Origin of the sequence: Brevundimonas sp., from assembly GCF_027487935.1 — a bacterium.
Classification (GTDB): domain Bacteria; phylum Pseudomonadota; class Alphaproteobacteria; order Caulobacterales; family Caulobacteraceae; genus Brevundimonas.
The window spans coordinates 1-17072 of sequence record NZ_JAIYCP010000024.1 but is presented as its reverse complement, the minus strand read 5'-3'; the positions used below and the strand labels follow the sequence as shown (position 1 = coordinate 17072).

Sequence of the window (17072 nt, the reverse complement as noted above, 5' to 3'; positions counted from 1 at the left end):
TTTTGAGCGAACCCTCCATGACCCAGATCACAATCGGCTCCAGCCCGCTGACTCTCAATCAGTTGCGCACGGTCATCGAAGGCCCGACCAGCGTTTCCCTCGCCCCCGCCGCCTGGACCGCCGTCGAGCGGGGCGCGGCTGTGGTCGCCGCCATCGTGGCCGAGGGGCGCACCGTCTATGGGGTCAACACCGGCTTCGGCCTGCTGGCCAACACCTCCATCGCCACCGAGGATCTCGAGACCCTGCAGAAGAACCTCGTCCTCAGCCACGCCTGCGGCGTCGGGGCCCTGCTGCCCGACAACGTCACCCGCCTGCTGATGGTGTTGAAGATCGCCAGTCTGTCCAAGGGGGCCTCCGGCATCCGGCGCGGGACGCTCGAAGCCCTGATCGCCCTGGTCAATGCCGACATCCTGCCATGTATCCCGTCCAAGGGCTCGGTCGGCGCCTCGGGCGACCTCGCCCCGCTGGCCCATATGTCCTGCGTCCTGATCGGCGTCGGCGAGGCCCGCCACAAGGGCGAAACCCTGTCCGCCGAGGACGCCCTCGCCCGCGTCGGCCTCAAGCCATTGGTACTCGGGCCCAAGGAGGGCCTGGCCCTCCTCAACGGCACCCAGTGCTCGACCGCCCTGGCACTCGCCGGCCTGTTTGCGGCCGAGGCCGCCTTCGCCGCCGGCATCGCCGCCGGGGCCCTGTCGGTCGATGCGCTCAAGGGTTCCGACGCCCCGTTCGACGCCCGCATCCACGCCCTGCGCGGCCAGCCCGGCCAGATCGCCGTCGCCGCCCGCCTGCGCGCCCTGATGGCCGGCTCGGCCATCCGCGACAGCCACCGCGAGGGCTGCCACAAGGTGCAGGACCCCTACTCCCTGCGCTGCCAGCCCCAGGTCATGGGGGCGGTGCTGGACGTGCTGCGCAACGCCGCGGCCACACTCGAGCGCGAGGCCAATGCCGTCACCGACAATCCGCTGGTCTTCATCGAGGACGGCGATGTCATCTCGGGCGGCAATTTCCACGCCGAGCCCGTCGCCTTCGCCGCCGACATGATCGCCATGGCCCTGTGCGAGATCGGCAATATCTCCGAACGCCGCACCTCCATCCTCGTCGATCCGAAGATGAGTGAACTGCCGGCATTCCTCGTGAAGGAGAGCGGCCTCAACTCCGGCTTCATGATCGCCCAGGTCACCGCCGCGGCGCTGGTCGCCGAGAACCGGATGGTCGCCCATCCGTGCAGCATCGACACCGTCCCGACCTCGGCCAACCAGGAGGACCACGTCTCCATGGCCACCCACGGTGCGCGGCGCCTGCTGGACATGGCCGAGAACACCGCCGCCGTGGTCGGCATCGAACTGCTGGCCGCCGCCCAGGGACTGGAATTCCACCGCCCCCTGACCTCGTCGCCCGATCTGGAAAAGGTCTGGGCCATCGTCCGCGAGGCCGCCGCCGCCTACGGCTCCGACCACTATTTCGCGCCGGACATCGCCCGCGCGACGGATGGGGTGCGGGCAGGCCGCTACCGGATGTTTGCGGGGGATTTGCTGCCGTCGGCGTAGTCCCCGCCACCCGCTATCGTCATTCCGGCGAAGGCCGGAACCCAGCGGCGCCGAAGGCGACCTGTCCAGCCGCGCTCCCGGCAAGTTCGCGCCCTGCGCGCCGCTGGGTTCCGGGTCTCCGCTGCGCTCCGCCCGGAATGACGATAGCGGAACAGTGTATTCTCGCCCCCCATCTTCCCGTCCCTTTGAACCCCGAAACGTCCCTTTCGACCCCTCCGGGACGGCCGAATTCGCAGCCCCGCCCTGCCCACGACCGAAATCGACGCAGCCACATGTATCAATGCTCCAACGCCCACGGGCGCGGTCTTTGACACGCTGAAATCTTCCGACAGGACCGCAAAGAGGCCTGTCCACCAAGGCCGAAGGCACACCCCTGCCGTCGCCGAAAAATACGACGCAATTTTTCGGCTGAAACAGTGTCTTTCCGCCCCTCACCGGCGGCGCGTCAGGCCTGCAGCGGTGCCTTGCGCAAGGCGGTCAGATTGGCCGAGCCGGTGCAGAAGCAGACGGTCCGCATCTGGCGGATCACGGTCTGGAAATGCGCGACGACCGCTTCGGTCGAGATCGTGGCCGCCGTCAGGACCCCCGCCGCCTGACCGACCATGTCGGCACCCAGCCGAATAGCCTTGGCCGCCTCGACACCGTCGCGGATTCCGCCGGAGCCGATGATGCCCCCACCCGGACACGCCGCCCGGATTTCGGCAATGGCTCTTGCCGTCGGAATACCCCAGTCGGCGAAGGCCGCGGCATGGACCTTGTCGCTCTCGTCCTCGGCCCGCGCGCCCTCGACCATGGCCCAGTTGGAGCCGCCGGCCCCGGCCACATCCACGGCTGTCACGCCCATGGCGAACAAGCGTCTGGCCGTGGCCGCCGACAGACCGGCCCCGGTCTCCTTGACCACCACCGGGGCGTCCAGCGCCTTGACCAGCGCCTCCAGGGCTGCGCCGACGCCCCACCAGTCGCGGTCGCCCTCGGGCTGGCAGGCCTCCTGCAACGGGTTCAGATGGACGATCAGGGCATCGGCCGCGATCATGTCCAGCACCCGCCGGGCCTCGTCGACGCCGAAACCGCGGGTCAGCTGGGCCGCGCCGATATTGGCGAGGATCGGCGTATCGGGTGCCTTGAGCCGCAGCGCCATATCCAGCCCCGGGGTTGCGCCGTCCGCGGCCAGCGCCGTCCGCTGTGACCCGACCGCCAGGGCAATGCCCAGATGCTGCGCCGCCTCGGCCAGCCGGGCATTGATCGCCTCGGCCCGGGCCGGGCCGCCGGTCATCGAACTGATCAACAGCGGGGCCCTCAACCGCCGGCCAAGGAAATCGGTACCGAGGTCGATCTTGCCGTGATCCAGATCAGGCAAGGCTTCGTGCACGAAGCGAACCTCCGCGAAGCCATTGCCAAGACCATGCCTCGCCATTCCCGCAAGGATGACGTCGAGGTGCTGATCCTTGCGGTTCACGATATCGGGCACCGGCATACCCTGCGCGTCATCCAGCACCCGGGCGGGCGCTCAGGGCTGCTTCTCGACATTCAACGCATAGGCCCCGGTCTGCCCCTGCTGGAATGTCCCGGCGCGGAACTCATAGACCCCGTCCGCCGGCACGGTCCATTCCAGCTTGGCATGGGTATCCGACAGGCTGTCGTCATCCGACTCCAGCGCTTCAAACGACCCGTCCTCCTGCACCTGACCGACAACGAGCAGGCTGTCGACCTCATTGGAGACCATGGTGATCAGCAGCTTCTCATTCGCCTTCAGCGTCACATGGTAGGCGTCGTAAAAGCTGTTGTCCTCAGCCGTGGCGTCGGCTTCGGTCAGCAGGCCGCGCGCCGTGGCCCCGACCAGCACACTGCCCGGCATCGGCTGCGGCCCCCGGTCCTTCAGCTCCAGGGCGTAGAGGCCCTCTCCTTCCGACCCCAGCGGCGAAACCCGCAGCACATAGTCACCGTCTTCCGGCAGGGTGTAGCTGAGCCGCGAGTCCGTCCCCTCGCCCAGACCGTCGTCGTCGGAGGCCAGGGCCTCGAACTCCGTCCCCGCCCGGCCGACCTGAACGAAGGTGTCGAAATCACCGGACCGCATGATCGCCTGCACCCGCTGGCCCGCGACGCCGCTGAAGGCGAAGGCGTCAAAGCCGCGATCGTCACCATCCCTGGCGTCCGTTTCACTGATCTCGCCCTCGATCGGTGAACCGAAGGCCAGCGTCTCGGGTGCCTTTTCCGGCTCGACCTCGGAGACCGACAGCGAATAGGCCCCCGTCGCCTCGGAGAAGGCCCGCGCCTCGATGAAATAGACGCCGGTTGAAGGCAGGGTGAAGGTCAGCCGCGAATTGGTGCCGGCGGCCCCGTCATCGTCCTGCGCCAGGCTGACACGGTTGGCGTCGAACAGCTCGACATAGGTGTCGAAAGACTCGGAGCTCATGTCGATCCGGATGCGCTGGCCCTCCTGGCCGTCGAACCGGTAGGTATCGGCCGTGGCGTCGCCCACGCCCTTGCCGTCGCTCTCCGTCAGCGCGCCTTCGACCGGGCTGCCGAACGCGATCGGCTCGGCGGCGGGCAGTTCCGGCCCCTGCGCCAGCGCCAGTGTATAGGCCCCCTCGGCACCCTGACCCAGCGGTGTGGCCCGGATAACGTAGTCGCCTGCCTCCGCCGCCGTGAAGATCAGCCTAGAGTTCAGGCCCGTCTCCAGCGTATCGTCATTCATGGCCAGTTCGATGAACTCGCCGTCCCGCGTCTGGCCGACCCGGACCACGGGATCGAAGGCGTCTGAAGTCAGGTCAATGGCAAACCGCTCGCCCGCAAGGGCCCGGAACGTATAGGCATCGTAGGACAGACCGTCTTCGCTCTCCGGATCGCCCGCGCTCAATGCACCCTGGACGGACTGGCCGATCCGGATGGCCGCCGGACGGCCCGGACGGCCGGCCCGCGGCCGCTGGTTCAGGGCGAGCGAATAGGCACCGCCCTCGATACCCGCCAGCGTCCGGGCACGAAGCACATAGGTTCCGGCGCGATCGGCTGTGAAACGAAGCCTCGAATTGGTGCCTTCGCCCAGACCGTCATCATCGCTGGCGATCACCTCGCCTTCGCCCTGGCGGAAGACCTCAAGGTAGGCGTCGAAGTTGTCGGCGCGCATGACCGCCTCGAGCCTTTGTCCGGCGCGGGCCCGGATCAGGTAATCGTCATAGCGATAGGCCCCGTCAGCCGCCGTGCCGTCGCCGTCCGCGATCTGACCCTCAACGGTGCGACCGGGAGCCAGGGTCTCCGCGCGCTGGGCCAGGGCCGGCGCTGCAATCGACAGGGCCAGCAGGCTGACGGCGGCGAGAATGGTATGACGGCGCATGGATATCCCCTTGAATGCGACTCCGATCATAGACGCCGAACCATGGCGTCTGTAAATCGCGGCGACCACACGATTCCCGATATCCGGAGCCGAAATCCATGACGGCCGACCCCGCCTGCGCGACCCTGATCGACGGAAAGGCCTTCGCAGCCGGACTGGTCGAGCGCGTCGCCGCCGCCTCGGCACGGCTGGAATCGACCCATGGCGTCAAGCCCGGCCTGGCCGTCATCATCGTCGGAGACGACCCCGCCAGTCAGGTCTATGTCCGCAACAAGGGTGAAACGACCCAACGCGCCGGCATGCGGTCCGACACCCATCGGCTCTCCGCCGGGACCTCACAGGCCGACCTGCTGGCCCTGATCGCTGCGCTGAACGCTGACGGCGGCATCCACGGAATCCTCGTTCAGCTCCCCCTGCCCGGCCATATCGACGCCGCGACCGTGCTCGACGCCATTGACCCGGACAAGGACGTGGACGGGTTTCACGTCGTCAACGCCGGCCGACTGGCCGTGGGCCTGCCGGGCCTGGTCCCCTGTACCCCGCTGGGCTGCCTGATGCTGCTGAAGGCCGAACTGGGCGACCTGTCCGGGCTGAACGCTGTCATCGTCGGGCGCTCCAACATCGTCGGCAAGCCGATGGCGCAACTGCTGCTGGCCGAGAGCTGCACAGTCACCGTCGCCCACTCCCGGACCCGCGACCTCCCGGCCCTCTGCCGCACCGCTGACATTCTGGTCGCTGCAGTCGGACGGCCTGAAATGGTCCGCGGCGACTGGATCAAGCCCGGCGCGACCGTGATCGACGTCGGCATCAACCGTGTGCCGTCGCGCGACCCGGTCAAGGCCGCCGAGGGCAAGACACGGCTGGTCGGCGACGTCGCCTTCACAGAGGCGACCGGGGTCGCCGGGCGCATCACACCGGTGCCCGGAGGGGTCGGGCCGATGACCATCGCCTGCCTTCTGGCCAACACCTACTCCGCCGCCTGTCGCTCGGTCGGTGTCATGCCCGAACGCCTCGACGCTTGAACCCTCGCCGCTGAACACCGATAGTCGGATCCTGGCCAGTCAGGAGACGTCGATGATCCGCTTCTCACCCCGTGTTTCGGCCCTCGCAGCCGTTGTGATCCTGACCCCCGCTGTCGCGGGCTGCGGGATCAATGCCATTCCGACCAAGGAAGAGGCCGCCAAGGCCCGCTGGGCCGATGTCCAGTCGCAGTACCAGCGCCGCGCCGATCTGGTGCCGAACCTCGTGGCCACCGTGCAGGGTGCAGCCATCGCCGAGCGCACCACCCTGACACAGGTCATCGAAGCCCGGGCCCAGGCGACCGGCGCGACGGTCACGCCGGAGACGCTGAACGACCCTGCCGCTTTCCAGCGCTACCAGGCCGCCCAGGGCCAGCTTTCCCAGGCGCTGTCGCGGCTGCTGCTGGTCGTCGAACGCTACCCGGACCTCAAGTCGAACCAGAATTTCATCGCCCTGCAGTCGCAGCTGGAGGGCACCGAGAACCGCATCGCCATCGCCCGGCGCGACTACAATGAGGCCGTGCAGGACTACAACACCACGCTGCGGACCTTCCCGACGGTGATCTGGGCCAACACCCTTCACGGCGGATCAGAGCCGATGCAGCTGTTCTCGGCCACCGAGGCGGCTCAATCGGCTCCGGGCGTGAATTTCGACGCCCTGAACCCGGCAGGGCCCGGCGCTGCGGCACCCGGCTCGGCACCCGGCTCGGCTCCGCCCGCGGCACCGGCGGCGCAGTGATCCGCACGCTTCAGACTGACAGTGTGATCCGGGCCGCAGGGCTGATCGCGGCACTGCTGGCCGCTGTCTGGCTGGCAGCGGTCGCTCCGGCCCTCGCCGCCGGTCCAACCTTTCCGCCCCTGAACGGGCGCGTCATCGATCACGGCGATCTGGTCTCCGACGCCGGGGAACTGGCGCTGGCCACAAGGCTGGAGGCGCTGGAACGGGACACAAGCGATCAGGTCGTCGTCGTCACCGTGCCCGATCTCCAGGGCTATGAGATCGAGGACTACGGGTATCAGCTGGGCCGGGCCTGGGGCATCGGTCAGGCCGAGAAGAACAACGGCGTCCTGCTCATCGTCGCGCCCCGCGAACGCAAGGTCAGGATCGAGGTCGGCTATGGGCTCGAACCCGTGCTGACCGATGCCCTGTCGGCCCTGATCATCCAGAACGAGATTCTGCCCGCCTTTCGCGAGGGCGATTTCGAGCGCGGCATCGAACAGGGCGTTGATGCCATTGATCGGCAACTGAGGCTGGACCCTGCGGAGGCGCAAGCGCGGGCTGCGGCGGCGGAACGGCCGAGTTCAGCGGCCCCGCTGGGCATCATTTCGCCCATCGGCGTGATCTTCCTGCTGCTGCTTCTGGCCATGATCGGCGGCGCTGGGGGGCGCGGACGCAGACGCGCCGGCAGCGTTCTGCACACCCTGCTCTGGGCAGCGGCCTTGGCGTCGACCCGGGAGAATGGCGGCGGCGGCAGCAGCAGTGGTGGCGGCTTCGGCGGCGGTGGTGGGTTTGGCGGCGGCGGCGGCAGTTTCGGTGGCGGAGGAGCGTCCGGCGGATGGTGATCAAGCTGACACCCCAGGTTCAGGGCCGTATCGGCGACGCGATCGCGGCGGCCGAGGTCAGAACCTCGGGCGAAATCTTCTGTGTGCTGGCGCGGCAGGTCTCATCCTATCGCGATATCTCACTCGGCTGGGCGGCTGCGGCGGCCCTGCTTCTGCCGCTCGGCCTTATCCCGCTCGGTTTTGATCCGGCCTGGTTTCCAGGCCTGGGAGACGGCTGGCAGGCTGCGCATCTGTCGTCCACCGATGTCGTTGTGGGTCAGTCCCTGGCCGCCTTCGCCCTGGTCCAGTCCGTCGTGTTCGTGATCGCTCTGCTGCTGACCTCGATCCCTGGCGTTCGTCGCCTTGTGACACCGCGCAGCATTCGCCGGGCCCGGGTGCGCCGCGCCGCCATGGAACAGTTCCTCGCTCACGGCCTGCACACTACCCAGGACCGGACGGGCGTTCTGATCTTCGCGGCCCTGTCCGATCACCAGGTCGAAATCGTCGCCGATGAGGGCATCCACAGCAAGGTCGACCAGGCCGTCTGGGGCGACGCGGTAGAGGCGCTGGCCCTGAGAATGAAGAACGGCGACCCGGCCGGCGGTTTCGAGGCCGCGATCGGTCTTTGCAGCGACGTTCTTGCAGAACATTTCCCGCCGCGGACAACGAACCCCAACGAGCTCGGGGATCGACTGGTCCTGATTTGAACCCGGGATGTCCGGCGACGCTTTGGTGTCGCATTACCCGTGGTATGGGCCGGACGGCCGACCGGCCCGTTTTCAGGACATCATGCCCCGTCTGCTGACCTACAATGTGCATCGCTGCGTCGGCGTCGATCGCAAGCTCGATGTGGCCCGGATCGTGGGTGTCATCGCCGAGCATGAGCCGGACATTGTCTGTCTCCAGGAGCTCGATGTCGGCCGCGCCCGCACCGGCCATGTCGACCAGGCCCGGTCCATCGCTGACGGCCTGGCCATGACCTTCCATTTCAACGCCGCGATGAAGGTTGAGGCCGAACAGTATGGCGACGCCGTCCTGACCCTCAGGCCCGAGCGGTTGGTGAAGTCCGGATCACTCCCCACCATCCGGGGCGTACCGGGGCTGGAGCCCCGCGGTGCCCTGTGGGCAGCGATCGACCTCGATGGCATCCGGGTCAATGTCATCAACACCCACCTCGGCCTCGTTCCCCGGGAACAACGCCTGCAGGCAGCCGCACTGGTGGGACCAGAATGGCTGGGCCATCCGGACTGTGTCGGGCCCACGCTGTTGACCGGCGACTTCAACGCGACCTCGGTCACGCGGCCTTACCAGACACTCACCCGACACCTGGCCGACTGCCAGCGCAGTCTGGGGCTGAAGCCTACGATCAAGACATTTCCGTCCAGCTTTCCGGCCATCCGGATCGACCACTGTTTCACCAGCCCGGAGGTGTTGGTCACGGCGGTGAGCGCGCCGTTTTCACCTCTCGCCCGCATGGCGTCGGACCACCTGCCCCTGGTCATCGATTTCGAGCTAAAGGCTCTTTAGGTGCCGGCAGGCTGCGATGCGAGCGGCTACGCCGTTTCCAGGGGCGGAAGGCGTCCCGGGTCGAGGTCGGGTCTCCCAGCTGGAACTCAGCGATGATGCGCTCTGTTCGTGACGGCCGCGTCGCGCCCAGTACCTTCATCCGGCCCGTATCGAAGCGGTGGATCGCGGCTCCTACCGATCCTGTATCGGCTTCAGTCACACCGAAGGTCTCGCCTGGGACGCCGATCCAGTGCCCGATGGTGCGATGACGAAACCGTTGGATAGCCGCCCGGCCCGCCGCATCCGCGGGTTCCGCGGCGACATCGCACTCGGTGTCGAAGCCGAACGAGCGGTTGTTCAGATTCGTCGAGCCGATGCGCAGTATTGCGTCATCATAGATCGAGACCTTGGCGTGCACGATAATCCGCGCGCCCTCGCGGGTTTGAGGCGTGAAGGCGAAGAATCGACTGTGCCGGTCAGCCTGTTCCAGTCGAAACAGAACCTCCGAACGGGCCGTATCCATAGTGATCCGGTCGAACCAGCTCGGACTGGTTCCGGTCGAGACCAGTATGACCTCAGGCCCCTCCTGCTCCGCGAGCCTGGCCGCCAGTGCGGCGGCCAGGACGGGCGAGGTGAAATACTGGTTTTCCATATAGATGAGATGTTTCGCCCGGCGGATGGCGTCCAGGTGAAGCGCCTCATTCTCCCGGACCTCAGCACGACCGCCGGCCGACGGCTCGGTACGGACGATGCCGACGGGCACCCCGCGCAGATCAGGCTGCACACCGGCGGGCCAGGGATCGCCGTCCGCTTCATCGACACGGATCCGCTCACCGGTGGCCCGGAACCAGCGTTCCCGCGCCAGATCGCCCAGCGCCCGCGCGGCGGGACCGTCGAGGACTGCCATGACCTCGTGGCGGGGCGGCGGGATCAGTCCGGACGGTTGGGAGCGACGTGGGTCACTGTCCAGATGCTCCTCGGAATCCCACCGATCGGTGGAGATATCGCCACCACCACAGAAGGCTACGGCGTCATCAATGATGATGACCTTCTGGTGGTGACAGGCACCCAAGGCCGGCGGCGGATCGAGCCGGAACTCGACCATTCGCCTGTTGAACCAAGCCCGGGCCCTGTGGGGATAGAAATCCTGCGATGCCGCGATCAGCAGTGGCGATTTCCAGATCAGTAGCCGGATATCCAGCTCCGGCCGGGCTTTCGCCAGCATCAGCAGTTGGTGCCCGATCTGTGCCAGAGGATCGTCGTCGGCGCTCTCCGGGTCCAGCCGCGTTCGGGGATCGAACTGCCAGCCCAGAATAACAATCGAGCGGCGCGCCCTGCCCAGCGCTGATCGCAAGGCGTCAAAAAAGGCCGAGTTTTCCATGAGAACCGCGAAACGGTCCGCTGTCTCGACCCGCCAGCAATTCCGGCCCGGGATCAGAAGGCTGGCGGTCTGGTCTTTGCCCGGTTCATTCATGCCGCAGGTCTGGCCGATTCGCGTGACGGCGGTATGCGCGCCGGTTTCCAAAACGGCGGCACCCCCAACTTCCGTTCCATGCACGGCTACACCCGGTCAATGGTGACGCTTTGTTCATGCGGCGCGGGATTGTTCGAACGCGGTTTTGAGGGCATAAACGTCGGGCCGTTCGAACAGGGGAGATCGGCGATGCAGGCGCTGATCGAGTTTATCGCCGGGTTCGTCGCCATGCTTGCGGCCGCGGCCCTGTCGCAGTTCGGGGTCGACCTGGATCCACGGCAAGCACCTCAACGTGAAATCCATCGCGTCCGGGACTGCAGCGAAAGCCCTTCCGTCCCGGCGCTTACAGCTTCGACCGAACGCAAACAGGACTGCTGACCTCCCTTCAGGGCCTCAGCTGTCCCCGAAATCATTCAGCACTGACTTTGCGCGCCGCGAATGACCCGTTAGGGTCCCAACGTCCTCTTGCGTGTCCGCTATCGATGCGTCCTGTGACGAGATCGCCTCTTCATGAAACCACCCCGTCAACGGCCCGCCATGAACCTGACCGAACCGGAGCCGGAGGCAATGGTCCCCGAGCCGCGCGTTGAGCCCTTCGACGATGGTTTTGCACCGGACCGCCCACCAGCCGGATACGCAGAACGTTCCATGTCAGAACGCCGGCGGAGGCGTCTCGCGGATGAGCAACGTCGCGCCGGGGAAATGGCTCTGGCAGAGGCCGAACGCGCCGCAGCGCAGGCAGTTCTGCCCGAGCTCGCCGTGTCGTCGGACGCGACCCCGGTCACCTACCAGTCTCCACCTGCACCGGCCCTGCAGTCGGGTCGCGAAGGTTCCGCCCCGTCCGGGCGCAATGCTTATGTAGTCGCCGGCGTGGCCTCGGCGCTCTGGATCGGCGGGATTGCCGCCTGGCTTGCATTCGAGGTGGGTTCGGGTGCCGTCGAGTTGGAGCCGCTTCGCCTCGCCGTCTATGCACTGATCGCATTGGCCCCGGCCGGTATGGCCATAATGCTGGCCCACGCGGTTCGCCAGGGCTCTGGCCTGGTCGTCGAGACCCGCCGCGCCCGTGAGCTTTCAGAAGCCCTGATCGCCCCGACCGCGCTGGCCGCCCGGCAAACTGGAGACGTATTGCACGCTCTGCGTAACGAGATTGACCAGGCGTCACTGGCGGCCGAGCGGGCTCGCAACGATATGGCCATGCTGCGTGAGGCTTTGTTTCAGGAAACGACCCGCCTGAACGAGGCCGCAGAAACGGCCGGCGGCACCGCGCGTCGCCTCGCTGAACAGCTGGGCAATGAGCGCGAGAGAATGCAGGTTCTGGCCACGCGTATGGACAGCCAGGCGTCCGGCGTGATCGAGGCCGTCGAGCGGCAGTCCCGGATGGTGGTTGACGCCTCCGACCTCGCACAAACCCAGCTCCGGGAAGCGGAGGCTGCACTCGCGGCCCGGGCTGCCGACCTCGCCGCTGCCGCGAATGAAGCCCAGGACGCTGCCCGGGTCGCCGCCGACGACCTGGCGCGCCAGACCTTGCGGCTGGAGAATGCGGGGTCGGGGGTCACCGAACAGATCCAGTCGGTCGAAGAAGGCCTGGGCCAGCAGCGTGCTGCCCTCGTTACCGCCGCCTATGCCCTGCGGACCGATCAGGAAGACTTCTCTGCCCAGGTCGAGAGCCAGCGGGCGCAGCTTAGCGAACAGCTTTCTGCGGCCCGGTCCGCTGCGGGGGAACTGGGCGCAACCTCTTCCCGGACGACTGAAAGCATCAAGGATCTGGTCGAGGCGGCAACTGACCAATTCAGGGCCCTTGTCGAGATGTCCCAACGGGAAGCCGATGGCTTCGACGCAGCGACAAAAATGGCCCTGGACCGGTTTGAAGCCCTGGCCGCTGAGGCCCGGGACGTCCTGGTCGAGGAAACCCGCTCCGCTCTCAACGCGCTGCAGGCAACGGCCGAGGAGTCCCGCGAGGCCGCGAGTCATGCGGCTGAACAGGCCCGGATTCGCGCCGAACGCCTGGGCGAGGCCTTGTTCGACGCAGCCCAGAAAGCCGACCAGGCGGCAGACGCCCGTATCGACTCGGCTCGCAAGATTGTCATCGAGACTACCGGGCTGGTCGATGTCGCCGGGGACCGGGCGCTGGAGCGCCTCGAACTGACGGTGGAGCGGATGACCTCTGCCCTCACCCGTATCGATGAAACGATCGGGGACCTGGATGAACGCGCGGCCCGTCTGCCTGAGGAAACCCAGAAGCGGGTCGAGGCTGTCCGCGCCTCCGTGGAGGAAGGCCTCGACGCCCTGGCCGCTGCCTCGCGGAAGGCCGCCGCAGACACCGAGGCGCTCGATGTCGGCTTCCAGGAGCGGGTGCGGCGCAACTATGACATGCTGACCGAGGCGGTCCGGCTCATGGGCGTGGTATCGGGCGACGCACCCGTCCTGCGACGGCGCGAGCCGGTGCCGGCCACCGGGACAGACCCCGCCGGTTCCGATGCCGGGCGCTTGCCCAAGGCCAGAGGCGACGAACCGCGCCCGTCGGGACTTCGCGGACGGCTCAAGCTGGAACCCATGGCAGGAGCGGACACCCTGGCCAGCGACGGGCTGGACTGGAATGATCTGGTCGACGACGGTCCCGGTGCCCCCCCGCAGGATCTCGATACGCCCGCCATGCCCACAGAGTCGTCGGAGGCGCTGGAAGAGCGGATCATGGCGGCGATCCGGCGGATGGGCGTCGATCCCAACGCCCTCCTGCCCCGCTCCCGGGTCGAAGAAGCGGCACACGCATTGGCCGGGCGCGATCCGGATCGGGCACGACAGATTGTTCGTCGGGTCGCACCGGCGGCTGTGCGAAGCGTCTCGCGTCGGGTCCTCACCGATCCGGATCTGCGCGCAGACGCCGAGGCCTTTGTTCGTGGCTTCTCACGCGACCTTGCGACCCGGGCCGCCGCAAACGACGGAGCCGGGATTCTGGGCCGCCTGACTTCGGCGGGCGGACGGGCCTTCATGCTGCTGGATGCTGCTGTCGGCGATCTCGCCTGAAGCGTGAATTTCACGCTCCTTGACCTCTCCGACGGTGATTGCGCCTTGACGCCGGACCGTGGGTAGCGACACCGTAGCAGTCACTGTCACGTTTCCGTCATACACAGGCCGGTCATGCTTGAGCCATCGGATGAGGCCGCCCCGGACTATCGGCCGGCGCTCGTCATCTGCGCCTGGGACCTTGATGAAGCCGGCTGGGATCCGGTGGAGGACCTGTCGGGCAGGCCGTGGAGTCCGGTCGGCGCGCGGACCCTTGCGGTGGCTGCCGGCGAGCCCGAGGCCCTCGCAACGACCCTCTCCGTCCATCTCAGTGACCGAAACTGCCGTGGCCTGCTGCTGGTGGGACGCACGCGGCGCAGTGACGCCTTTCGACTCCAGATCCGGGCAGAAAACCGGTCACTGGACGGCGGCCGGCTGGATGGCTTCGGGCCGGGAATGGCGCGGGCAACCGCCCCTGTCGCTGAGATTGTCCGGGCGCTGAACGAAGCCGGACTGGCCGCGGCCGCGAGTTCCGAGTCCGAGGAGGATGCCGGCAGTTATCTGCTGTATCGCGTCCTGTCTGGCCTGCCGGACGGGCCGGACACGCCGGCGATCGGGCTGCTGCGCGCGCCCGAGCATGAGACAGACGGAGCGGTGCAGCGGGCGGTCAAGGCCGCCGCCCAGGCCATGGCCCGTCACATGTCGCCATTGCCCCGGTCCCGCGCCAACTGACCGCGTAGCGGGATGGCAGCCAGCAGGCCTGCCCCTGAGAGGGCCGCCATCGCCCAATAGCCGCCGGCACCGAAGCGATCGTACAACGGGCCCGAGACGGCGGTTGCGAGGCCGATCAACACACCTGCGGACAGGACTGAGCTGAGCGTCTGTGCCGCGGTGTGGGTGCCCCGAGGCGAGAGGCGTTCGACCAGCTGGACCCCGGCGAGGAAGGTCGCGGCGAAGGTCAGGGCGTGCAGCGCCTGCAGGGGCCAGAGCAGCCAGAGCGGCGGGGCCAGGGCCATGACGCTCCAGCGCAGGATGGCCGCGGCCGAGCCGACCATCAGCAGGCTCCAGGGCCCGATGCCGATCCGGCGACGCCAGGGCTCGAACAACCACATCAGCGCGATCTCGACCACGACACCGAAGGCCCAGAGCTGGCCGGTCACGGCCTCGCTGATGCCCTGCGCCTTCCACAGAAGGGCGGAGAAGCCGTACTGGAAGGCATGGGCGGCCTGGACGGCCCCGACGGCGAATATGGTGATCAGGAAGACCGGATCAACGAGCAGGCGGCCCAGTCCCCGGAACCGCTCGCGGCCGAGCAGCGGCGCACCGTCCGCCACGGGCTCCGGCGGCAAGGCCAGGACAGCGGCGGCGGCGAAGGCGATGGACGCGGCCACGATCCAGACAATGATGGCGTCGACCGGTGTCGCCAGCAGAAGCACGCCCATGCCGATATTGGCGACGACGAAGGCGGTGGAGCCCAGGCCCCGGGGCAGGGCAAAGGTGAAACCGAGACGGGAGGCCAGACGCAGGGTCATGACATCCGTCAGGGGCACCAGCGCCCCCATGGCGGTGGCGCCGATGAACCAGCCGGCGGCGCGCGCGGCGAAACCGTCAGCGAGCCCCGCGAGGCCATAGCCCAGCGCCATGACCAGACCGAGCAGGGCGATCGGCGTGCGCCTGAGCCGGAAGCCGTCGGCCCAGACCGCCAGCAGCGGTCCGGTGACAAGTCGCGCCAGCATCGGTGCCGCCAGAACGGCTCCGACCTGGGCCCCGGTCAGCCCCTGGGCGCTGAGCCAAAGGCCTGCAAACGGGAGACTCACGCCTGTGGCACCGAAGAGCAACACATATTGCAGGGCCATGCGCTGGGCGGCGGTCATGGTCGGCGCATAGCAGACGCGCGGGATTCTGTCGGCTACCGTCTGCGGCATGAACGCGACTCGCAGTCTGACGGCCTTTGCGGCGCTGAATGGAGCCCTCGCCGTCCTGATCGGGGCGTTTGCAGCCCATGGGGCGGCTCCCGAGGTCAAGGCCCTGCTGACGACCGGCGGCCACTACCAGATGGTTCATGCCGTCCTCGCGCTGGTCTGTGCGATCTGGCCGGGCCGCAGCCGGCTGGTCGGCCTGGCAGGCTGGCTGGCGGCAGGGGGCGGCATGGTCTTTTGCCTGTCCCTGGCAGCGATCGGTCTGCTGGGCCTTCCGATCATGGGCGCCGTCGCACCGGTCGGGGGCGTGCTCATGATCGCGGCTTGGCTTTTGGTGCTGGTTGCCGCATTGCGGTCGGCGTCCACAGTCGCCTGACGAGCAGAGAGTCCGATCACCCCCATGGCCTTCCCCGCGCCCGACGCCCCGCGTCGCGACCTGTTCCGCGAGATCGAGCCCTATGCCTCAGGCTTCATGGCGACCGACGGCGTACACGAGATCTACTATGAGGAATCCGGCAATCCGCAGGGCCTTCCGGTCGTCGTGCTGCACGGCGGACCCGGGGGTGCGGTCAATCCCGGCATGCGGCGCTATTTTGATCCGGCCCGCTACCGGGTCGTCATGTTTGACCAGCGGGGCTGCGGCCAGAGCCGGCCGAATGCGTCGCTGGAAGACAACACGACCTGGACGCTGATCGAGGACATCGAACGCCTTCGCGAACTGCTGGGTATCGACAAATGGGTCGTGTTCGGCGGCAGTTGGGGTTCAACCTTGGCTATGGCCTATGCCATCACCCATCCCGAACGGGTCACGGCCCTGCTGCTGCGGGGCATCTTCCTGCTGACCCGGCCAGAGCTGCACTGGTTCTATCAGGACGGGGCCTCGAACATCTTCCCGGACGCCTGGGAGCGGTTCGTCGCACCCATCCCGGCAGACGAGCGTCATGACCTTATGGGGGCCTACTACAAGCGGCTGATCGGCGACGACAAGGCCGAGCGCGAGCGGTGTGCCGTGGCCTGGTCGAGCTGGGAGGGCGAGACGGTCAGTGTCGAGGGCCCCGACGCCCGACCGGAAAAGTTCGCCGAACCCGAGTTCGCCGTCGCCTTCGCCCGGATCGAATGCTGGTATTTCATGAACGGCGGCTTCTTTCCCGAAGAGGGCTGGCTGCTCAAAAACGTCAGCCGGATCAAACACATTCCCTGCTGGATCGCCCAGGGCCGGTTCGATGTGGTGACCCCGATCGCCAGCGCCTGGGCCCTGCACCGGGCCTGGCCCGAGGCAAAGCTGGATATCATCCGGGACGCCGGCCACGCCTCGAGCGAGCCGGGTATCGTGGACAGTCTGGTGCGGGCCACGGACTGGGCCGCAGGACTCCAGGTTTTCAAAGACCGGACGTGAGTCGTCGCCCCCGGCGGAGAGTCGCCGGAGGTTGGGGAGGGCGCGGGGCGGCCGGGCCTCGCCCGGTGCTGTTGTAGATTTACCGTTTCGACGAGACAGATCGCCCCGCGCAGCCGTTTTCCACGCGCCTTCCGGGTAGTGGCCCTGAGTTCGGACCTGACCGGATCACGCCTTCGCCCTTGCGGGCGCCGACGCGCGGCGGACATGGCGACAGGTGCCAGCGGTCCGCGCGGGAAGCGCGCGGCGAGCAAACAGGAGCCATCCATCGACCCCTGCGAGGACCCCCGGAGTATCCGTCCCCCGGGCTTCATCGCTCGACCACAGCCCGCCGACAT

Annotated in this window: 15 protein-coding genes; 11 read left to right on the top strand and 4 right to left on the bottom strand. The window is 67.7% G+C overall.

What is annotated here, in order from left to right:
• Window positions 1-17: 17 nt before the first annotated feature.
• Complete coding sequence (gene hutH / locus Q0053_RS09325) at window positions 18-1547, top strand: histidine ammonia-lyase (RefSeq protein WP_298099196.1); 1530 nt, start codon at window positions 18-20, stop codon at window positions 1545-1547.
• A 445-nt stretch (window positions 1548-1992) separates the two neighbouring features.
• Here hutH and fni read toward each other — a convergent pair whose 3' ends face one another.
• Window positions 1993-3021, bottom strand: coding sequence for a type 2 isopentenyl-diphosphate Delta-isomerase (gene fni / locus Q0053_RS09320; protein ID WP_298099194.1), 1029 nt, complete (start codon window positions 3019-3021; stop codon window positions 1993-1995).
• A 33-nt stretch (window positions 3022-3054) separates the two neighbouring features.
• Complete coding sequence (locus Q0053_RS09315) at window positions 3055-4878, bottom strand: PPC domain-containing protein (protein ID WP_298099192.1); 1824 nt, start codon at window positions 4876-4878, stop codon at window positions 3055-3057.
• 98 nt (window positions 4879-4976) lie between these two features.
• Between Q0053_RS09315 and folD the strand changes: the two genes are divergently transcribed.
• The 5 genes from folD to Q0053_RS09290 all read left to right on the top strand — a co-directional run bounded on the left by folD (window position 4977) and on the right by Q0053_RS09290 (window position 8966).
• Window positions 4977-5900 (top strand): bifunctional methylenetetrahydrofolate dehydrogenase/methenyltetrahydrofolate cyclohydrolase FolD, encoded by a 924-nt coding sequence (folD, locus tag Q0053_RS09310; protein WP_298099190.1) that lies wholly within the window; start codon window positions 4977-4979, stop codon window positions 5898-5900.
• 52 nt (window positions 5901-5952) lie between these two features.
• A complete protein-coding gene (locus tag Q0053_RS09305; RefSeq protein ID WP_298099188.1) occupies window positions 5953-6636 on the top strand; it encodes a LemA family protein in 684 nt (227 codons plus the stop codon).
• A complete protein-coding gene (locus tag Q0053_RS09300) occupies window positions 6633-7460 on the top strand; it encodes a TPM domain-containing protein (protein ID WP_298099186.1) in 828 nt (275 codons plus the stop codon). The genes Q0053_RS09305 and Q0053_RS09300 overlap by 4 nt, the downstream gene beginning before the upstream one ends.
• Window positions 7454-8146: a TPM domain-containing protein gene (locus Q0053_RS09295; protein ID WP_298099184.1), complete on the top strand. Its 693-nt coding sequence runs from the start codon at window positions 7454-7456 to the stop codon at window positions 8144-8146. Before Q0053_RS09300 ends, Q0053_RS09295 begins: the two co-directional genes overlap by 7 nt.
• Before the next feature lie 82 nt (window positions 8147-8228).
• Window positions 8229-8966: an endonuclease/exonuclease/phosphatase family protein gene (locus Q0053_RS09290; protein ID WP_298099182.1), complete on the top strand. Its 738-nt coding sequence runs from the start codon at window positions 8229-8231 to the stop codon at window positions 8964-8966.
• Here Q0053_RS09290 and Q0053_RS09285 read toward each other — a convergent pair.
• Window positions 8938-10419, bottom strand: a complete 1482-nt coding sequence (locus tag Q0053_RS09285) for a phospholipase D-like domain-containing protein (RefSeq protein ID WP_298099180.1) — start codon at window positions 10417-10419, stop codon at window positions 8938-8940. The two genes, Q0053_RS09290 and Q0053_RS09285, sit on opposite strands and share 29 nt — an antisense overlap.
• A gap of 33 nt (window positions 10420-10452) precedes the next feature.
• Here Q0053_RS09285 and Q0053_RS09280 point away from each other — a divergent pair, with 33 nt between their 5' ends.
• From Q0053_RS09280 to Q0053_RS09270, 3 genes are all read left to right on the top strand, one after another.
• Window positions 10453-10797 (top strand): hypothetical protein, encoded by a 345-nt coding sequence (locus tag Q0053_RS09280; RefSeq protein ID WP_298099178.1) that lies wholly within the window; start codon window positions 10453-10455, stop codon window positions 10795-10797.
• Window positions 10798-11067: 270 nt separating this feature from the next.
• Window positions 11068-13443, top strand: coding sequence for a tipN (locus Q0053_RS09275; RefSeq protein ID WP_298099176.1), 2376 nt, complete (start codon window positions 11068-11070; stop codon window positions 13441-13443).
• Between the two features lie 114 nt (window positions 13444-13557).
• Entirely contained in the window at window positions 13558-14154 is a 597-nt protein-coding gene (locus Q0053_RS09270; protein WP_298099174.1) for a hypothetical protein, read from the top strand.
• On the opposite strand, the gene Q0053_RS09265 is transcribed toward Q0053_RS09270, so the two are convergent.
• On the bottom strand, window positions 14118-15347 hold the full coding sequence (locus Q0053_RS09265; protein ID WP_367276683.1) for an MFS transporter: 1230 nt from the start codon (window positions 15345-15347) through the stop codon (window positions 14118-14120). The genes Q0053_RS09270 and Q0053_RS09265 overlap by 37 nt on opposite strands.
• Between Q0053_RS09265 and Q0053_RS09260 the strand changes: the two genes are divergently transcribed.
• Entirely contained in the window at window positions 15346-15717 is a 372-nt protein-coding gene (locus Q0053_RS09260) for a DUF423 domain-containing protein (RefSeq protein ID WP_298099171.1), read from the top strand. The genes Q0053_RS09265 and Q0053_RS09260 overlap by 2 nt on opposite strands.
• A 24-nt stretch (window positions 15718-15741) precedes the next feature.
• Complete coding sequence (gene pip, locus Q0053_RS09255; protein ID WP_298099168.1) at window positions 15742-16737, top strand: prolyl aminopeptidase; 996 nt, start codon at window positions 15742-15744, stop codon at window positions 16735-16737.
• Window positions 16738-17072 lie beyond the last annotated feature (335 nt).